At 61.4% G+C, this 15,433-nt stretch carries 12 protein-coding genes and 1 pseudogene; 5 read left to right on the top strand and 8 right to left on the bottom strand.

Annotated elements, in window-relative coordinates; genetic code table 11:
• Positions 1–87: 87 nt before the first annotated feature.
• The 3 genes from ACSEXS_RS13580 to ACSEXS_RS13570 form a co-directional block, all read right to left on the bottom strand.
• Entirely contained in the window at positions 88–2,331 is a 2,244-nt protein-coding gene (locus ACSEXS_RS13580) for a carbohydrate-binding domain-containing protein (protein ID WP_438433771.1), read from the bottom strand.
• Between the two features lie 65 nt (positions 2,332–2,396).
• Positions 2,397–3,080, bottom strand: coding sequence for a DUF4956 domain-containing protein (locus ACSEXS_RS13575; protein ID WP_438433770.1), 684 nt, complete (start codon positions 3,078–3,080; stop codon positions 2,397–2,399).
• A complete protein-coding gene (locus ACSEXS_RS13570; RefSeq protein ID WP_438433769.1) occupies positions 3,073–3,834 on the bottom strand; it encodes a polyphosphate polymerase domain-containing protein in 762 nt (253 codons plus the stop codon). Before ACSEXS_RS13570 ends, ACSEXS_RS13575 begins: the two co-directional genes overlap by 8 nt.
• A 252-nt stretch (positions 3,835–4,086) precedes the next feature.
• Here ACSEXS_RS13570 and ACSEXS_RS13565 point away from each other — a divergent pair, with 252 nt between their 5' ends.
• Positions 4,087–4,764, top strand: a complete 678-nt coding sequence (locus ACSEXS_RS13565) for a response regulator transcription factor (protein WP_438433768.1) — start codon at positions 4,087–4,089, stop codon at positions 4,762–4,764.
• A gap of 2 nt (positions 4,765–4,766) precedes the next feature.
• Complete coding sequence (locus ACSEXS_RS13560; protein WP_438434042.1) at positions 4,767–6,083, top strand: sensor histidine kinase; 1,317 nt, start codon at positions 4,767–4,769, stop codon at positions 6,081–6,083.
• 194 nt (positions 6,084–6,277) lie between these two features.
• Here ACSEXS_RS13560 and ACSEXS_RS13555 read toward each other — a convergent pair whose 3' ends face one another.
• The 3 genes from ACSEXS_RS13555 to ACSEXS_RS13545 all read right to left on the bottom strand — a co-directional run bounded on the left by ACSEXS_RS13555 (position 6,278) and on the right by ACSEXS_RS13545 (position 10,090).
• Entirely contained in the window at positions 6,278–7,333 is a 1,056-nt protein-coding gene (locus ACSEXS_RS13555) for a hypothetical protein (protein WP_438433767.1), read from the bottom strand.
• Positions 7,330–9,102: an HSP90 family protein gene (locus ACSEXS_RS13550; protein ID WP_438433766.1), complete on the bottom strand. Its 1,773-nt coding sequence runs from the start codon at positions 9,100–9,102 to the stop codon at positions 7,330–7,332. The genes ACSEXS_RS13555 and ACSEXS_RS13550 overlap by 4 nt, the downstream gene beginning before the upstream one ends.
• Positions 9,103–9,196: 94 nt before the next feature.
• Entirely contained in the window at positions 9,197–10,090 is an 894-nt protein-coding gene (locus tag ACSEXS_RS13545) for a LysR family transcriptional regulator (RefSeq protein ID WP_438433765.1), read from the bottom strand.
• Positions 10,091–10,219: 129 nt separating this feature from the next.
• Here ACSEXS_RS13545 and ACSEXS_RS13540 point away from each other — a divergent pair, with 129 nt between their 5' ends.
• From ACSEXS_RS13540 to ACSEXS_RS13530, 3 genes and pseudogenes are all read left to right on the top strand, one after another.
• A complete protein-coding gene (locus ACSEXS_RS13540) occupies positions 10,220–10,969 on the top strand; it encodes an SDR family NAD(P)-dependent oxidoreductase (RefSeq protein WP_438433764.1) in 750 nt (249 codons plus the stop codon).
• Between the two features lie 126 nt (positions 10,970–11,095).
• Positions 11,096–11,467, top strand: a pseudogene (locus tag ACSEXS_RS13535) (IS1595 family transposase); the annotation flags it as partial.
• A 120-nt stretch (positions 11,468–11,587) separates the two neighbouring features.
• Entirely contained in the window at positions 11,588–12,502 is a 915-nt protein-coding gene (locus ACSEXS_RS13530; RefSeq protein ID WP_438433763.1) for a phosphotransferase, read from the top strand.
• Positions 12,503–12,614: 112 nt separating this feature from the next.
• Here the strand turns inward: ACSEXS_RS13530 and ACSEXS_RS13525 are convergent, their stop codons facing one another.
• Both ACSEXS_RS13525 and ACSEXS_RS13520 read right to left on the bottom strand, forming a co-directional pair.
• Complete coding sequence (locus ACSEXS_RS13525) at positions 12,615–14,048, bottom strand: purple acid phosphatase family protein (RefSeq protein ID WP_438433762.1); 1,434 nt, start codon at positions 14,046–14,048, stop codon at positions 12,615–12,617.
• 158 nt (positions 14,049–14,206) lie between these two features.
• The gene (locus ACSEXS_RS13520) at positions 14,207–15,349 is read right to left on the bottom strand and encodes an SGNH/GDSL hydrolase family protein (protein WP_438433761.1); all 1,143 of its coding nucleotides are present in this window, start codon (positions 15,347–15,349) and stop codon (positions 14,207–14,209) included.
• Between the last annotated feature and the right edge of the window lie 84 nt (positions 15,350–15,433).

Genomic DNA, 15,433 nt, shown 5'->3' with positions numbered 1-15,433 from the left:
CCTGTCCTGCTCACGGACATTTCGCTGCCGGCAGGCGCAAATAACCCCTCTTCCGGCGCTCCGGAAGAGGGGTTCGTTTTAACGATTTTACTTCGTTGCGCCGCTGCCGGAGCCCGAGCCCCCGGTATCTGTACTCTGCGGGGTGGTGCCGCCTCCGGAGCGGGTGCCGCGCCCTGCGCCTCCCTGCGGCCGCTGCCCGCCGCCGCGATTGCCGCCGCCCGGTCCCATTCCGGTCTTCGCCTCGGTTACGCCCGACTCGTTCGCCCACGTGGTGACGGTCGCCGCCTCGAACGTAACGACCTTGGTTCCGCCCGAGTAAGTGCCGTCGGCGTACACGCCATTCTTCGCTGTCCCGGTGGAAGACCCGCCGGTGAAGATTGTGTAGCTATCCCCCTTCTTCATAGCGGGAGTGCTCACTACCACCGTCTGGAACTGCTTCGACGGGGCAAAGGTCGCAATCGTTTTGCCGTCGCCGTCTTCGATATGGACCAGGGTATCGGCCTTCTGCGCCGACGTGAAGCTCATGGCGATGGAAGCCTGGGTAGAAGCATCCCCCGGCGCCTGGGCCATGCCGGAGCTGCCCGCAGCGATCAGCGTACCGCCGCTCTGCGTGAAGGAGACGTCGTAGTCCAGCGCCCCGTTGCCGTCGTTCGTCGGTCCATAGACGATCACGGTGCCGCCGGAAATCGCGATCGAGCCGTTGGCGTCCAGCCCGTCGCCCGCGGCGTCGACACTCAGGTAACCGCCGCTGACGGCGAGCTGATTACTGCCGTCGCTCGCACCGGCGGCGTTGATTCCGTCGTCCGATGAGATGACGCGGGTTTCGCCGCCGCTGATCGTGATGAGCCGGCCCTCGATGCCTTCATAGCTCTTGGCGATGGCCACGGTGCCGCCGCTTATCGTCACCGACGCGTCGGCGTGGATGCCGTCGTCGCCCGACTGAATCGCGAAGGTGCCGCCCGCCAGGGTCAGATTGCCGTTCGTGTGCAGGGAATCGTCGGCCGAGTCGATGGCGAAGCTGCCGCCGTGGATCACCAAGTCGCCGCCCGCCTTGATCGCCTTGGCGCTGGTCGATTCCGTCCCCTCCGCGGCGGAAGAATCGTTTGCGGAGGCGGAGCCGCCTGTGTCCGAGGACGGCTGTGCCGCATCCGGAGCCTTTTCCGACGGCTGCGCGTCGGCATCGTTCGGAGCCTGCCCGTCTGCAGGAGGCTGCGGCATCTCCCCGTTCTCTCCCTGCCAGTCTGCGGGAGGCTGTGGCATCTCGCCGTTTTCTCCCTGCCAGTCTGCGGGAGGCTGCGGCATTTCGCCGTTCTCTCCCGGCTGGCCGCCGTCCGGGCGCTGGCCGCCGAAGCCTCCGCCCCCAAACCCGCCGGGACCGCCCTTGTCGCCGGTCTTCGGCTCGGCATTGGCGCTGCCGCCGTTCGTCGTCAGCTTGTAGGTGCCGCCGTCGATGACGAGCGACGTCTCGGCTTGAATGCCGTCCTTGGCCGCCTGGATATCGTAGGTGCCTCCGGCCAGCGCGACGACGCCTTTGTCCGCGTCGGTATCGTTGGTCGCTTTCATGCCGTCGCCCTCGGCCTTGACGGCGATCGTGCCGTCCTGAACGGCGACCCGGTCCTTGCCGACCAGCCCATCGTCGGCCGCGGTCACCTTTACGGTCCCGGACATGATCTTGAGGTCGTCCTTGCTCTTCACGCCGTCCTTGTAATTTGCCGTTACCGTGAGCTTGCCGGTGCCGTTGATCGTCAGGTCGGCCTTGCTGAAGATCGCAGCATCCGGCTCGTCCTCGGAGGCGTCGGCGAAGGTGTAGGTCTTGCCGTCGGTCACCGTGTTGTCCGTTCCGTCCGCCAGCGTCAGGATCACCTTTTTGGCTTCCTTGATGTAGATCGGCGCGCTGTCGCTATCGTGCAGGACCGTCCCGTTCAGCACCAGCTGCACCTTCTCGTCCTTGGTCGCTTCGACGACGATCTGGCCGTCGGTCAGCTCGCCGCTCAGCACATAGGTACCGGCCTTGGTGATCGTAACGGTCCCGTCCTTCGCCGCGGCTCCCGATCCGCTGATCGCGGCAGTCTTGCCGGTAAGTGCAATCGCCGTCGAACCTTCCGCGCTCCAGGCGGCGTCCGCATCGTCGTCGTCGAATTTGGCCAGATCCTTCAGGACCAGCTCCGCCTGCTTGATCGTCACCGAGGCGGTGGTGTTGCCGCTTGCCGTCTTCCCGGCCGCGGTCGTGGCGGCAGCCGTTCCTTTCGTCGCCGAAGAGTCCGTGCTGCATGCCGCGAGAAGCGTGGCGCTCAGCGCCAGTATGCCGAGGGTTGAACCCATTCGTCCCATCGCAATCCTTCCTTTCCGTCTTTCCTTTTTTGGGGAGTGCCGGTTGATTCAAAAAACCAAAAGCGTCAATACTCCGCAGCCGTCGGAGCCATCGTCAGCGAGATGTCCAGGTTGCCGTTGCGGCAGCGGATGTCGTCCAGAAAGGCCTTCTGATTGGTCAGTTGGTCGATCGAGACCGCGTAGACCAGCTCATAGAGACTGCCCAGCTCGGTGGTGCGGATTTTCTTCAGCTCGTAAGCGATGTTGTGCTTGCGGAACACCTCCGCGAACGCCTCATCGTAGCCGAGGTTCTCGGGAATGGTGACCTTGAGCGTCTTCTGCAGGGTCTTGCGGGCGCCGAAGTTCACCCGGCTTAAGAGGGCCATCAAGCCGCAGAGGAGAAGGGTGAACAGCACGGCGTAGCCGAAGGAGCCTACCCCGCAAGCGAGGCCCGCCGCCATCGTGAACAGCACGTAGGCGATGTCCTTGGGATCGCCGGGGGCGCTGCGGAAGCGGATGATCGAGAACGCTCCCGCCAGGCTGAAAGCGCGGGCGATGTTGCTGCCGATGAGCAGGATGATGACGGCGACGATCGAAGGCAGGAGAATCAGGGTCAGCGTGAAATTCTGCGAATACCCCTGCGGATTGGTCAACATGTAGGTATAGCTGATGATGCCGCCCATCGCGATGGCGACGAGCACGGTGAGCAGCGCGCTCAAGAAGCTGAAGTCCGTCACCGTCAGGGTCGAGTTGAACAGGGTGTCAAGCATAGCGAACACGCTCCATTTCTTGTTCGGGAACCGGGGCGGCGGCGCCGTCCCTCAGCATTTTTTTGTATTCGTTGCCGTACTTCGAGAAGCTCGTGCGGTACATGCGGTGCTCCGAGAGCAGCCGGGCCAGCCATACCGGGATGGTGTTCTCGGCCTTGACCTCCATCAGCCAGCGGTTGCCCTCGACGAGCGGCTCGCCGTAATCGCCCAGCTCCAGCCTGAGGTCGTACCGGCGGCTGCGGATATTGGTGTCGAAGGTGATCCGCAGGTCGCGGTTTTCTTTGCTGAACAGCGCTTTCCGCTCGTAAGCCAGGTACACCCGGGGGGCCAGGTCGTAGCAATCGAGGAAATAGTCGATCTCGTGCAGCACCTGGCGGTTCATGTACTCCCGAAAGGCGGGCTCGCGTCCGGTGCTCACGAAGGCATAGGCTTCCTCCAGCGTGAGGGCCGTGCGCCGCTTGTTGACCAGCCCGACGACCTTCTTTTTGATCTCCAGGTAGACCTTGTCGTCCCGCTTGGGAACGCCGTAGGCGCGCAGCCGCAGCTTCTCTTTGTATTTGGGCTTGGACAGGCTGGCCCGGATGAGCGTATTGTGCGGCGTGTCATAATACAGGTTGGTGATCGTATAGAATTCGTGCCGCTTGTTGTAATCGTCGAGCTCCATGTGCTCCAGAAGCTCGCCGTAGAACCGGCGGTAGGCCGCATCGTCCAGCAGGTATTTGTTCTCGTATCGGTTGAAGACTTCAATGGCCATAGGGGGATTCGTCCTTTCCTCGGGATTTCCGGTTGCGCTTTGGCGTTGCTCGGGTCTTGCGGTTCCTGCCTGTATCTTACCGAACGAACCTTTAGCGAAACTTAAATGGCTTTACATTCCGTTAACATTTCTTTCGCCTTCCTCTATAGTCGGCCGGAAGAGCCGGTTAAGGTTGGTTAAAGGTAGGGCTGCTATACTAAGGGAAAGGCATGTCACTCCCCCTTTACCGGGATGAAAAAGAGGTTGGCTCCCATGAGACTGTTGATTGTCGAGGACGAGGTTCATCTGGCGGAGGCGCTGTCGCAGATCCTGCGCAAGCAACATTATTCGGTCGACGTCGTCCACGACGGCCGCTCCGGACTCGAATACGCCCAGAGCGGCATCTACGACCTGCTCTTGCTCGATATCATGATGCCGGAAATGGATGGCTTCCGCGTCCTGCAGCAGCTCCGCCGCGAAGGCGTCTGTACCCCGGCGATCTTCCTGACCGCCAAAGGCGAAGTGGACGACCGGGTCATGGGACTCGACTGCGGCGCCGACGATTACATTGCGAAGCCTTTCTCGACGGAAGAGCTGCTCGCCCGCATCCGGGCCGCCCTGCGCCGCAAGGGAGAAACGATACCCGACGATACGCTTCGGTTCGGGGACGTGGAGCTCACCCCGTCCAGCCTGAAGCTGGCGGTCGGAGGCAAGGACATGAAGCTTAATCTGAAGGAGAGCGAGCTGCTCGAGCTGCTGCTGACGAGAAAAACCGCCGTCACCTCGAAGGAGCAGATCATCGAGAAGCTCTGGGGCTTCGATTCGGAGGTCGAACACAATAACGTGGAGGTGTACGTTTCCTTCCTGCGCAAAAAGCTGGCTTTTCTCCATTCCAAGGTGCGGATCGCCACGATCCGGGGAGTCGGCTATCTGCTGGAGGTGACGGACTGATGATGTTCACCCGGCTCCGCAACCGGTTCCTGCTGGTCAATCTGGCAACGATCTCCGTGCTGATGCTGATCGCCTTCGCAGCCATCTACACCATCACCTACCGGAACGTCCAGAACGACATCTCCATGGAGCTGCACCGCATCCTCGACACGCAGAAAAAGAACCCGCACGACGTCCGTCAGCCGAACGCCGCCGCACCCGGCGGTCTGCCGGGCAGCGGGCAGCCGTCCTCGGACGGATCGCTGACCGGCCAGCCGGGCGTCGGCAGGCCCGGCGTCGGCAGCGGGCTTCCGCCGGAGCGCTCGGTCTCCTTCGTGCTGCTGACGAGCCCTGCGGGAGAGCTCACCGTCCGCTCCCAGCTATCCCTGGACGCCTCCGTATACCGGGAGGCGCAGCAGACCGCCGAAGCGGCCAAGCGGGAGAGCGGCCGGGCCGTTCTGGACGGCAGCCCTTGGGCCTACCTGGTCCAGCAGACCGCAGAAGGCGAACTGATCGCCTTCACGAACATTTCGACGCAGCGAAAATTCCTGCTGAGCCTGATCTACACCTTCGCTGCGGTCGCCGCCGTGATGCTGGTGGTGCTCTATTTTGTCAGCCGCTACTTCGCCAACCGGTCGATCCGCCCCGTCCGGGAAGCCTTCGACAAGCAGCGGCAGTTCATCGCGGACGCCTCGCACGAGCTGAAGACGCCGCTTGCGGTGATCAACACCAATTCCGACGTGCTGCTCGCCCACGCCGACGACACGATCGCCAGCCAGGCCAAATGGCTGCAATACATCAAGTCGGAGACGACGCGCATGGCCAAGCTGACGAACGATCTGCTCTACCTGACGGAGATGGACGACGTCCGGCCCCGCGTGCTGTTCTCCCGCTTCAACCTGAGCGAAGCGGTGGAGACGGCGCTGCTTCCCATGGAGGCCGTCATCTACGAGCGGGAGCTGGCGCTCGAATACGAGATCGAGCCGGGCCTTACGGTGTTCGGCAGCGGCGAGCAGATCACACAGGTGGCGATGATCCTGCTCGACAACGCCGTCAAATACGCCAACCCGCGCGGCCGGATCGCCCTCAGCCTGCATAAGCAGCACGGCGCTGCGGTGCTCGCGGTCACCAACACCGGCGAAGGGATCGCGCCGGAGCATCTCCCCCGCGTCTTCGACCGCTTCTACCGCACGGACGCCTCGCGCTCGCGCAAGCAGGGCGGCTACGGCCTCGGCCTCGCCATCGCGAGGTCGATCGTCGAGCAGCACAAGGGGCGCATCGCCGTGAAGAGCGTCCCCGGCGAGAGCACCACCTTCTCGGTTCAGCTCCCGCTGGCCTAACAGCAAAAGTCCCGCCTGCCGGACGAACCGGCGGGGCGGGACTTTTGCATGGAATGGAGTCAAAACGAGGAGGAATCTCCCTCCTCGTAAGGCCGCTCTATTCGCAAGCCCGATTCATTGGCTCGATTCAATACGGGCTCATGAACGCTCTCCGATTCGGCAACGGCCGCAGGCAGCGCTGACGCTATCCGCTTTTATCGGGAGGCCTCGCGAGCACGGAGCTTAAGGTATTGCTGCTCCTTCGCCGCGAAGCGGTCGCTGACCGCGGTGTTGCCGTTGCGCTCGTCAAAGCGCCGAAGCTGCTCCTTCACCTCGCGATCGGCCCATTCCTCGCTCACCCGGTCCGAGAGAGCGAGCCGTTTGCGGCGGCGGGTCTTGTGCCATTCCCGGAGAAACTGCCGCACGGCATAGAAATAATGGAGCCGGGTCCAGCCGAGGCGGCATTCCACTGCATAGCCGATCGTCCGGTCGTAGAGCTTGGCTGCCTTCGGCAGATCGGTCAAGGCGAGGTATTCCAGCAGCACAGCGTATTCCTCCAAATATTCCGGCCCCTGAAGCTCGCGGAACGCCTTCCTTGCCACCTCCGCCGCTTTCTCCGTATCGCCCTGGACGAAATACGGAAACAGCACGAGGCTGTAGGTATTTTGCGGCAGCGCGTGACAGCGCATTCTCCCGTCGAGAATCGGCTTCAGGGCCTGCATGCCCCGCTTGAGGTGGCCGATGGTAAAGTGGTAGTCTCCGAACAGGTTTTGCTCGCAGGCCCGGCAATCCGCCAGCTGGTCGCGCGGCGTCGCGCGCCAAAGCCTGTACGCCTCCTGCGCCTCGGCGGGCTGTCCCTGAGAGAGGCGGTAATTGACGAGCTGCTGATAATACGGGCGCAGGCTGTAGCCGTGCGATTCATATCGCGTTCGGAAGTCCTCGAATACCCCGTCCACCTGCCCGAGGCTGAGCTCCGGCAGCTTCCAGATCATGTTCAGAATCCATTTGTAATACCACAAGAGCGAAAACTCCGAATGCTTGTCCGGATGCTGCTCGAATTGGGCGAGGCACCAGGCGAACGAGACCAGCATCCGTTCGGAACGCCCCGCATCCGAGGCCGCCTGGGTATAATCCATCCGGATGTCATAGGCATCCTCCTCCGTCAAATAGAGGTCGGCGATGCGGATCATCTCTTCGAGCACCGCCAGCTTCTGCATACCGGCCGGAAGGTTCCAGCTCGCCCGCCTCAGCTCGTCGTAGCGGTCCTTCATCGCTCCGCCTCCGTCCGGCCGAGCCCGAGGTTCAGGAAGTACAGCAGCGATCGGTTCATCATCGCGAGCTCGTCCGCGCTCATCGGCTGGTTGCCCAGCAGGAGCGCCTGCGTATAGAACAGCTCGATGGCGGCCTTCTGCAGCTCTTCGCTGCCCGACTCGGCCGCCTTGCGCACGAGCGGATTGTTGTAGTTGTAGCAGAGTTGGGCCAAGGGCCGCTCGTACAATTCGTCCTTGACGACCCGAATCACCTCGGCGAAGAGGGGATCTGCCACTTCCTCGCTCTCGTCTGCGAGACGGAAGAAATTGACCTCCGGGTTGGTGTTGTACAGCACCGGCAGGTCGGCCGGTTCGAACCACCGAAGGAGGGAGCGGCACTGAAAGCCCGCCAGCAGCCCATCGGACAACAGCCGGAACGGCTCGGCGGCAAGTGCGTCCTCCTTGTCCAGCTCCTGGAATCGGGCGGCGAATTCCAACGTATCGAGAAGGCTCACTTGAACCTTCTCTACCGCTTGCGGCAGGCGTCTGACCAGGTCGAGGTCGTGCACGTAGCCGCCGTTGATCACCAAGCGGTTCTCCGCTTTGGCGACGCGGGCAATCTGCCGGAACTCGTCCACGGTGGGAGCGACGAGGATTTCCCGATGCCGTTCCAGAAGCTCGCCCATCGTCCGGTCGCCGAAGGTGGTCTCGAAGGTCAGGTGGCGGATGAACAGGGCGTACAGATCGGCGTCCTCGATCGCCATTGCCTTGATCGATTCGCGATGGATTCGCACGAGCCGGCGAAACAGCTCCGGGTCGCGCTCCGCCAGCTCCAGGAGATACCGCTTGATGCATTCGCCGAGCTCATCGCGTGCAGCGAAGAACCATTCATTCTCCTGGAAGGCCTCGCGGGAGGCGGTCGGCCGCAGGCTGTCCGTATTCAGAATGCCGTTCACGAAGAAGGCCCAGGCCGGCAGAATGCTGCTCATCTTGTCGGAGAGCAGCATGTTCTTCAGGTAGACCCGATGCTTCTTCTCATCCTGGAGGCTAACCGCATAGGGCAGCACATGGGCGACGCCGCGGATGCCGCCGACGGCGGAGACGAGCGGAATGACATCCATCGGCCGCGAGCCGGTCGTCTCCTCGACGTAATCGAAGAGTTCCTCCCGCGATAACTCCCAGGGAGCGGCAGCGGAATTGATGCGAGTCTCGTACCCGTCCACCTTTAAAAGGATCGGAACGGGCAAGAATTCGCCGTATTTGGCGAGCAGCTCCTCCATGCGGTACCCATCGAAATATTCTTCGTAATCCGGCTTGGCCTTGAGGTAGACGGTCGTGCCGATCGGCACTTCCCGCTCCAGCTTCTTCACCGCATACGTCCCGTCCGGGCGGCCGCGCCATTCCAGCGAATCCCCATCGAGCGCGGAGCGGGTGATCAGCACAATTTCATCGCTGACCACGAAGCACGACAGCAGCCCGACTCCGAACTGGCCGATGTAATCGTCCGCCAGGTCCAGCTCGCCCCGCTTGGCGCTGCTCCCGATCTCGGCGAGAAACGCCTGGATGTCCGACTCCGTGAGCCCGCTGCCGTTATCGGTGAAGGCGAGGGTATGGCTGGATTCGAACAGCTCGACGAGGACGGCGCCGTCGAATGCCTGTCCGAGCCGCCTGCGCGCGGTGACGGCGTCCACGCCGTTCTGAAGAAGCTCCCGGACGAATACGTCCGGATCGGAATACAGGTGCTGGGATAATAGATCAATCATTCCCCGAAGGTTTACCTGAAAATTCATGCGTCCCTTCCCTCCGGCCTCACCGGCCCTGGATATCGTATATGAATGTATGGCTTCTTACCCCATATTCGGCTTCCTGCACGGGAAGCCGGCATTACCGAGCGGCAAAGCCGGTCTGCAGCTCCCGCAGGAACCGCTTGGCCGCTTCCGTCGGCCGTCGGCCCCGGTACAGCAGCCATCCGTAATCGAGCGGCGCCATTCCCTCCGCCGCGAGCTCCACCGGTACAATACCGGCGTTCTTGTCCGTGAAGGAATAGTCGATCCCCACGGTCCAGGCGAGTCCGCGGCCCACCGCGTCCTGAATCGCCTTCGTGTTGTTGGTGGTGAACAGGATCTCCGCCCCGCCGCAAGCGGCGAGAAGCGCCTGAAGCTCCGCCTTCAGATCCGGATCGTCGTAAAGCACGAGCGTCCGCCCGGCGAGCTGCTCCGGACGGATCGCCCGCAGCCGGGCGGACGGAGAACGGCGGGGAACGCCGACGACCCGTTTGCCCTTCAGGAGCGAACGAAACAGGAACTGCCCGCGGCGCTCGCGCACCTCGTCGGTCTCGACCATCAGCCCGAAATCGATCCGGCCGGATTCCGCCTCCTCCAGAATCTCGCCGCTGCTCATTTCCCGAATCTCGATCTTCACCTCCGGGTACTCCTGCTTGAACGTCCGGATGGAATCGACCAGGAGGTGCATGGGACCGGGAATGGTCGCGATTCTCAGCTTGCCGCCGACCGTTCCCGCCGTATGGAGCGCCTGCTCCCGCAGCTCGGCCACCTTGTCCAGCACCTCTTCCGCCTTCCGGATGAGCTGCATGCCCTCGGCGGTCGGCACCGCTCCGGCTCCCCTGCCCCGGGTAAACAGCGCCACGCCGAGCTCCGCCTCCAGCTGCGACACCGATTGGCTGATCGCCGACAGCGAGACATGACAGCTCTGGGCGGCTGCGGTAAACGAGCCTTCGGCCGCCACCGCCGTCACGTATTCCATCTGCTCCAGGTTCATGATCATCCTCCTTAAGCCCAGCTTAAGTGATGCACAGAAATATTAAATTTTATCTTATTTTATAATCATTATAATTAAAGCTGTAAGAGCTATACTTCCATTCTACCTTTCCAAAGGAGGAATCACCATATGAACGAAAAGCGGGTAGCGGTCATCACGGGCGGAGCGAGCGGCATCGGCCGGGCGACCGCCATCAAATTCGCAGCCAAGGGCGATCGTGTCGTCGTGGCCGATTTCAACGAACAGGACGGAAAGGAAACTGTGGAGAGCATCCGCGCGAACGGCGGAGAAGCTCTCTTCGTCAAAACGGATGTCTCCCAATACGAGCAGGTCGAGGCGCTGATCGAGGAAGCCGTCAAGGCCTATGGCCGCATCGACGTCATGTTCAACAACGCCGGCATTGGCCGGGTCACGCCGGTCCTCGATCAGAAGCTGAGCGATTACCACAGTGTCATCAACGTGAACCAGCACGGCGTCGCGTACGGCATCATCGCCGCCGGACGAAAGATGCGCGAGCTGGGCATTCCCGGCGTCATCCTGAACACCGCATCGGTATTCGGGTTCCTCGCCTCCCCCGGCACCTTCGCTTATCACGCCTCCAAGGGAGCGGTCATCATGATGACCAAGTCGGCGGCGCTGGAGCTGTCGCCCTACGGCATTCGCGTCGTCGCGGTTGCGCCGGGCGCCGTCGACACCCCGATCATCCAAGGCTACAAGGATAAGGGCATGATCGAGTCGATGAAGGCCAAGGTCATCGGCAACAAGCTGACCACGCCGGAGCAGGTGGCCGATTCCGTGTACCTGCTGTCTCTGCCGGAAGCGAGCGCGATCAACGGCAGCGTCGTCATGGCCGACGAGGGCTACGCCTCGTTTAAATAACGGCATAGAACCCGGCACGTTAAGCAAAGGCACTATCCCTCTGCTGGCGTGCCGGGTTTTTGCTCCGGTGCAAAAGTAAAGGTGGAAACGGACTTTCAACGGGCCTTTTCTTTTCTCGTTGATCGCCGTCGTCCTTCTCGCCGTGTCGGCAATGCGAAAAATCGTCGTATAAGCCGCGCAAGTGTGAGTGCTGGTTGCCCGTGACCGTCAGAAAATGACTTACTCTGGCTTACTTGGGCGTGGACGTATTCGGACTACAAAATTAGACATCATCTATCTGACTCAAACGTGTTATGCCCTGATTCTTGGAGGGCATTTAGCTCCTATGCGAATTCAAAAGGCATGACTCATTGCCGATTCAAGTCCGACGGAAAACAAGTTGCAACAAGTATTTGCAGAATTACTTGGCGTGGTTTCGTTGCTTAGACAGCAAGGAATATGAGAATACCGCATCGAATAAGAAAAATATGTTGGTCAAAGCGTGCCTGTTTACTGTGACCGACACGAACACCAAACTTCGGCTTTCTGCTTATTCTTGTTAAGCCAATGGACAGTTGTGCGTAACTACCAAGGAATGTAAACCTCTAAATAACGTAAGGAACGGGAGACAGACAATTCATGGGAGGAACGAATGTATGGGATGCGGAGTGGGAGGTTAACGAAGAGCAGGCGCGGACGCTGATCGGCAGACAATTCCCTCAGCTGTCATCGAAGCAAGTGAAGCGATTGGGCTGGGGCTGGGACAATACGGTTTTTCTCATCGGTGACGAGTACGTGTTCCGGTTTCCAAGAAGAACGATTGCCGTTGGCTCGATTCGCATGGAAGGGAAGCTGCTGCCGAAGCTTGAGGCCTATATGACCATCCCCTATCCTAAACCGTTGTTTTATGGAGAAGCAAGTGACGAATACCCAGCACCATTTCTTGGCTATGCCTACGTGCCAGGAGATTTTCCAATCGGTTTGACGGAAGAACGCCGGGCTTTATCGGCAGAGAAGCTGGCGAAATTTTTGCGGAGATTGCATGAGTTTCCGGTGCAGGCGGCGCTGAAGTGCGGAGTTCAGCAAGATCATCGAAACTTGACGGACATAGCATCGCGCAAAGTGAAGTTGGAGGGCTTTCTATCGAAGGTGGTTGAATACTTGTCGCCGGAGGAGTCCGGTGTGATCGAAGCGTATATTAGCAGGCTGCAAAAGGACCGTGTCGAGGCGGTGAATGTACTGCTACATGGCGATCTTCATTTCAAAAATATGCTTGTGAATGAGGACGGGATCGTTTCCGGCATCATTGATTGGGGCGATCTGAGCGTAGGGCATCCGGCTTGCGATTTGAGCGTTGCTTATAGCTTTTTACCACCTTACGCTCGCGGCGTGTTTTTCAAAACGTACGGAGGAGCGGACGAGGAAACGAAGCTGCTGGCGCAGCTGATCGCGGTATACATCCCCATACTGATCTTAATGCAAGCGGTCGATGACGGGAATGAAGCGATTGCGGCAGAGGCGAAATCCAACATCATGCGGGCACTGTCCCGATGAATAACAAACGGCCGTTCCCCGATTAAGGGGATAGCGGCCGTTTTTGCTTGGTTGAACGTTTCCCTGCGCACTTGCGGATGCGTTACTTGCGGATGCGTTACTTGCGGATGCGTTACTTGCGAAGGCCAAACGAATCGTAGAGCCGCGAGGCTTCCTTCTTCCCCGTCGTATACACCCGTACGGACAGCGTATCCTCGGCAACGGCGATGCCGCCGAACATCTCCTGCCCCGGGTGGCCGGAGCGGTACGCATAAGGAAAAGGGCCGCTCTTCGCCGGGTAGCGCTTGGTCCCGGCCGAGCCCATGGCGACATAAACCGTCCCCTTCGGCTTCGTCAGAACGCCGTCCGCATTCGGCTTCGCGGTTTGGTCCGGCCGGTTGCCGGCCATCGGATACGTCCGGGCATAGGTGTGGTCGTGTCCGCCCAGCACCAGGTCGATCCCGAGCTGATCGAAGACCCCGGTCAGCTTCTGCCGGAAGAACAGGATGTCCTTATCGGCCGAGTGGCTGGCAATCGAGTACGGCGAGCGGTGAAGCAGCACGATCTTCCACTTCTTCGCCGTGGCGGAAGCCTCCGCCCGCAGCCAGTTCATTTGCTTCTCGTACACGGCGTCCGTCCCGAGTGCCTCGTTGTATTCGGTATTGATCACGAAGAAACGGGCCGGCCCATAATCGAAAGCATACACCGAGCCGTCCGGCTTGGCCCCGGTGCCGGAAACATTCGGCAAGGCGAAGTGGTAGGAGAAATTCTCCTTCGCCTTGCCCTCGTGATTGCCGACGACCGGCACGAGGGGCATCTCCGCAAGCAGAGGCGCCGGCTTCTCCAGGAACCAGGTCCACTGGCTCTCGAGATCGCCATTATCCACCAAGTCGCCGGTAACGGCCAGGAAGCGGGCCAACGGGAACGTCTTCCTCGCCTCTTCCGCCGTATGCTTCCAGGTGTCATAATCCTTCGAGGTCGCGCCTTGCGGATCGGTCGCGAAGAGGAACGTGAAGCTCTCGGCTGCCGCAGGCTTGTCTTCCGCAGGCCCGGGAGCTGTCGTAAAAGAACCGACGGCGCTCCAGCCGCCGTCCGAGCCGTCTCCGACCCGGTACCGGTAGACCGTGCCGGGCGTTAGTCCGCTGGCCACCGCCTTGTGGTCGCGGTAAGCCGTCCGAACCTCCGCCCGCTTGTCGGCGGCGGAAGCATAGACCGAAACCGGCGCCGACGATCCGGCGTAGGTGACCGCACCGCGGGCGGGCCAGGCTCCGCCCGCCAACCGCGAAGCCTCCGCCACCTGCAGCTTCGTGCCGGTAACGCCGGGAGCGGTGTACCAGGCGAAGCCCATCGAGGTGGCGGGATCGCCCGTGACCGTCATCGCCAGGTCGCGGGGGGTTCTTTCCCCCGAGCGGTCTGCAGCGCCTGCGGCCGCAGCGGTCGATGCCGTCATGCTGCCCGCGCGTCCGGTACGCTCAGCCGCCGGGTCCGTCGCTCCGGCGAGCGGAGCTTGAAGCAGCAGGACTAGCGCCAGTGCCGCGGCCGCCTTCCTTCCAGGAACGAATGCCATGCCGGCCGCCTCCGTTTCGATGGGTTGGCGGCATCTTTTAAGAATTGCCGCCGCTTCTTACCTTTCGCCAGGCGGCGGTCTTTTATGAGCGCCTTGCCGTCTTGCCGCCCTGCAGCAGAATCGTCCGACCCCGACCTTGCCGCCAAATCGCGGTTTTCTTAGCCCTTGACCGTTACCGGGGGAAGAAGCTCCTTCAGGTAGCCGGTCAAATCCCGCGCCGCCCGCTCATGCGCCAGCGCTCCGGGGTGGCTCCGGGAGCCAACCGTTTCCTCGGTCGTATTCGGAAGCTGGAACACGGATACCTTGCGGTCGCCCGAGTTCGCCCGGTAGGCGTCCACCGCCCGGTAAATGGCCGGCATCATCGGCAGCCCCAGCATGCCGTAAACCCATACCAGCTGCGCCTTCGGGTTACACGCCCTCAGCTTGACCAGGAACCGCTCCACGGCCGCTTCGAAGGCTTTAAGGTCTTCCCGGTTAAAGCTTCCGTCCTCGTTCAGCCGCTGCTTGTGCGTCTCCCCGGTCGCCTCATCCGTCCACGCCGGCGAATGGAACGCGCCGCCGTCGTTCGTCCCCAGGTTGATCACCACCGCGTCCGGCTGCCAAGCGGCGAAATCGTTCGGCTCCAAGGCGCCCAGCTCCCGGTTTTTCTCACCCGTCAACAGGCCGCAGATCTGCTCGTAATACCGCGGCAGATTGGCGTTCGGGTTGTTGTCCCAGCTCGTCAGAACGCCCCAGCCGCTCTGGGAGAGAATCCGATAGTCGGCGTCCAGCGCTCCCGCCGTCAGCGCGGCGTAGTTCTGGACCGCGCTGAACCACATCGGAATCCAATCCTCCTCCGCCTTCGCGCCGATGACCCCTTCCCCGGAGGTGATGCTGTCGCCGATAAATTCGATTCTATAGGGCTTGTCCTCGACCGGAAGAAAGTCCCCGTCCGTCTTTACCGCGTGAAGCTGCAGGCGGCAGGCCGAATCTCCGCTCATCGCCTGCACATCCTTGACGATGCGGACGTTCTTCGCAACCTCGGCGTTCATGCCCCGGAATACGCAGATCCAGTGGCGACCGGCCGTAACCATCTGCCGGCTGACCCATTCGCCGTTGACCAGGATGCTGATCCAAGGCTCGTATTGATCATACGCGGCTTCCGCCTCGATCCACAGCTCGGACCCGCGGACGTTCCATTCCACTCCGCTGCCCGTCCAAAAAAGCGTAAGCGGGGAGCGTTCCCCCGTCGTGCGTCCATGTACTTTTTGATGCTCAATGTTCTCTAGTTCAATCACCCTTGCGCCTTCCTTCGCCACCATCGGTTCCTCCTCGGTTCATCCTGCTTGTATGTTCTTACTATACACCGAAGAAGCGCTTACCGGTAAGGGCGGGCTTGAGCGGAG

The sequence above is a fragment of the Gorillibacterium terrae genome (assembly GCF_051594785.1).
Lineage (GTDB): Bacteria > Bacillota > Bacilli > Paenibacillales > NBRC-103111 > Gorillibacterium.
Note: the sequence above shows the minus strand (reverse complement) of the source record. Positions and strands in the feature narration are given on the sequence as shown.

Coding starts and splice junctions, on each gene's coding strand:
- ACSEXS_RS13530 (WP_438433763.1), top strand. CDS start 11,588: ATGGGAGGAACGAATGTATGGGATGCGGAGTGGGAGGTTAACGAAGAG.
- ACSEXS_RS13580 (WP_438433771.1), bottom strand. CDS start 2,331: ATGGGACGAATGGGTTCAACCCTCGGCATACTGGCGCTGAGCGCCACG.
- ACSEXS_RS13520 (WP_438433761.1), bottom strand. CDS start 15,349: ATGGTGGCGAAGGAAGGCGCAAGGGTGATTGAACTAGAGAACATTGAG.
- ACSEXS_RS13545 (WP_438433765.1), bottom strand. CDS start 10,090: ATGAACCTGGAGCAGATGGAATACGTGACGGCGGTGGCGGCCGAAGGC.
- ACSEXS_RS13540 (WP_438433764.1), top strand. CDS start 10,220: ATGAACGAAAAGCGGGTAGCGGTCATCACGGGCGGAGCGAGCGGCATC.
- ACSEXS_RS13555 (WP_438433767.1), bottom strand. CDS start 7,333: ATGAAGGACCGCTACGACGAGCTGAGGCGGGCGAGCTGGAACCTTCCG.
- ACSEXS_RS13570 (WP_438433769.1), bottom strand. CDS start 3,834: ATGGCCATTGAAGTCTTCAACCGATACGAGAACAAATACCTGCTGGAC.
- ACSEXS_RS13575 (WP_438433770.1), bottom strand. CDS start 3,080: ATGCTTGACACCCTGTTCAACTCGACCCTGACGGTGACGGACTTCAGC.
- ACSEXS_RS13560 (WP_438434042.1), top strand. CDS start 4,767: ATGTTCACCCGGCTCCGCAACCGGTTCCTGCTGGTCAATCTGGCAACG.
- ACSEXS_RS13525 (WP_438433762.1), bottom strand. CDS start 14,048: ATGGCATTCGTTCCTGGAAGGAAGGCGGCCGCGGCACTGGCGCTAGTC.
- ACSEXS_RS13550 (WP_438433766.1), bottom strand. CDS start 9,102: ATGAATTTTCAGGTAAACCTTCGGGGAATGATTGATCTATTATCCCAG.
- ACSEXS_RS13565 (WP_438433768.1), top strand. CDS start 4,087: ATGAGACTGTTGATTGTCGAGGACGAGGTTCATCTGGCGGAGGCGCTG.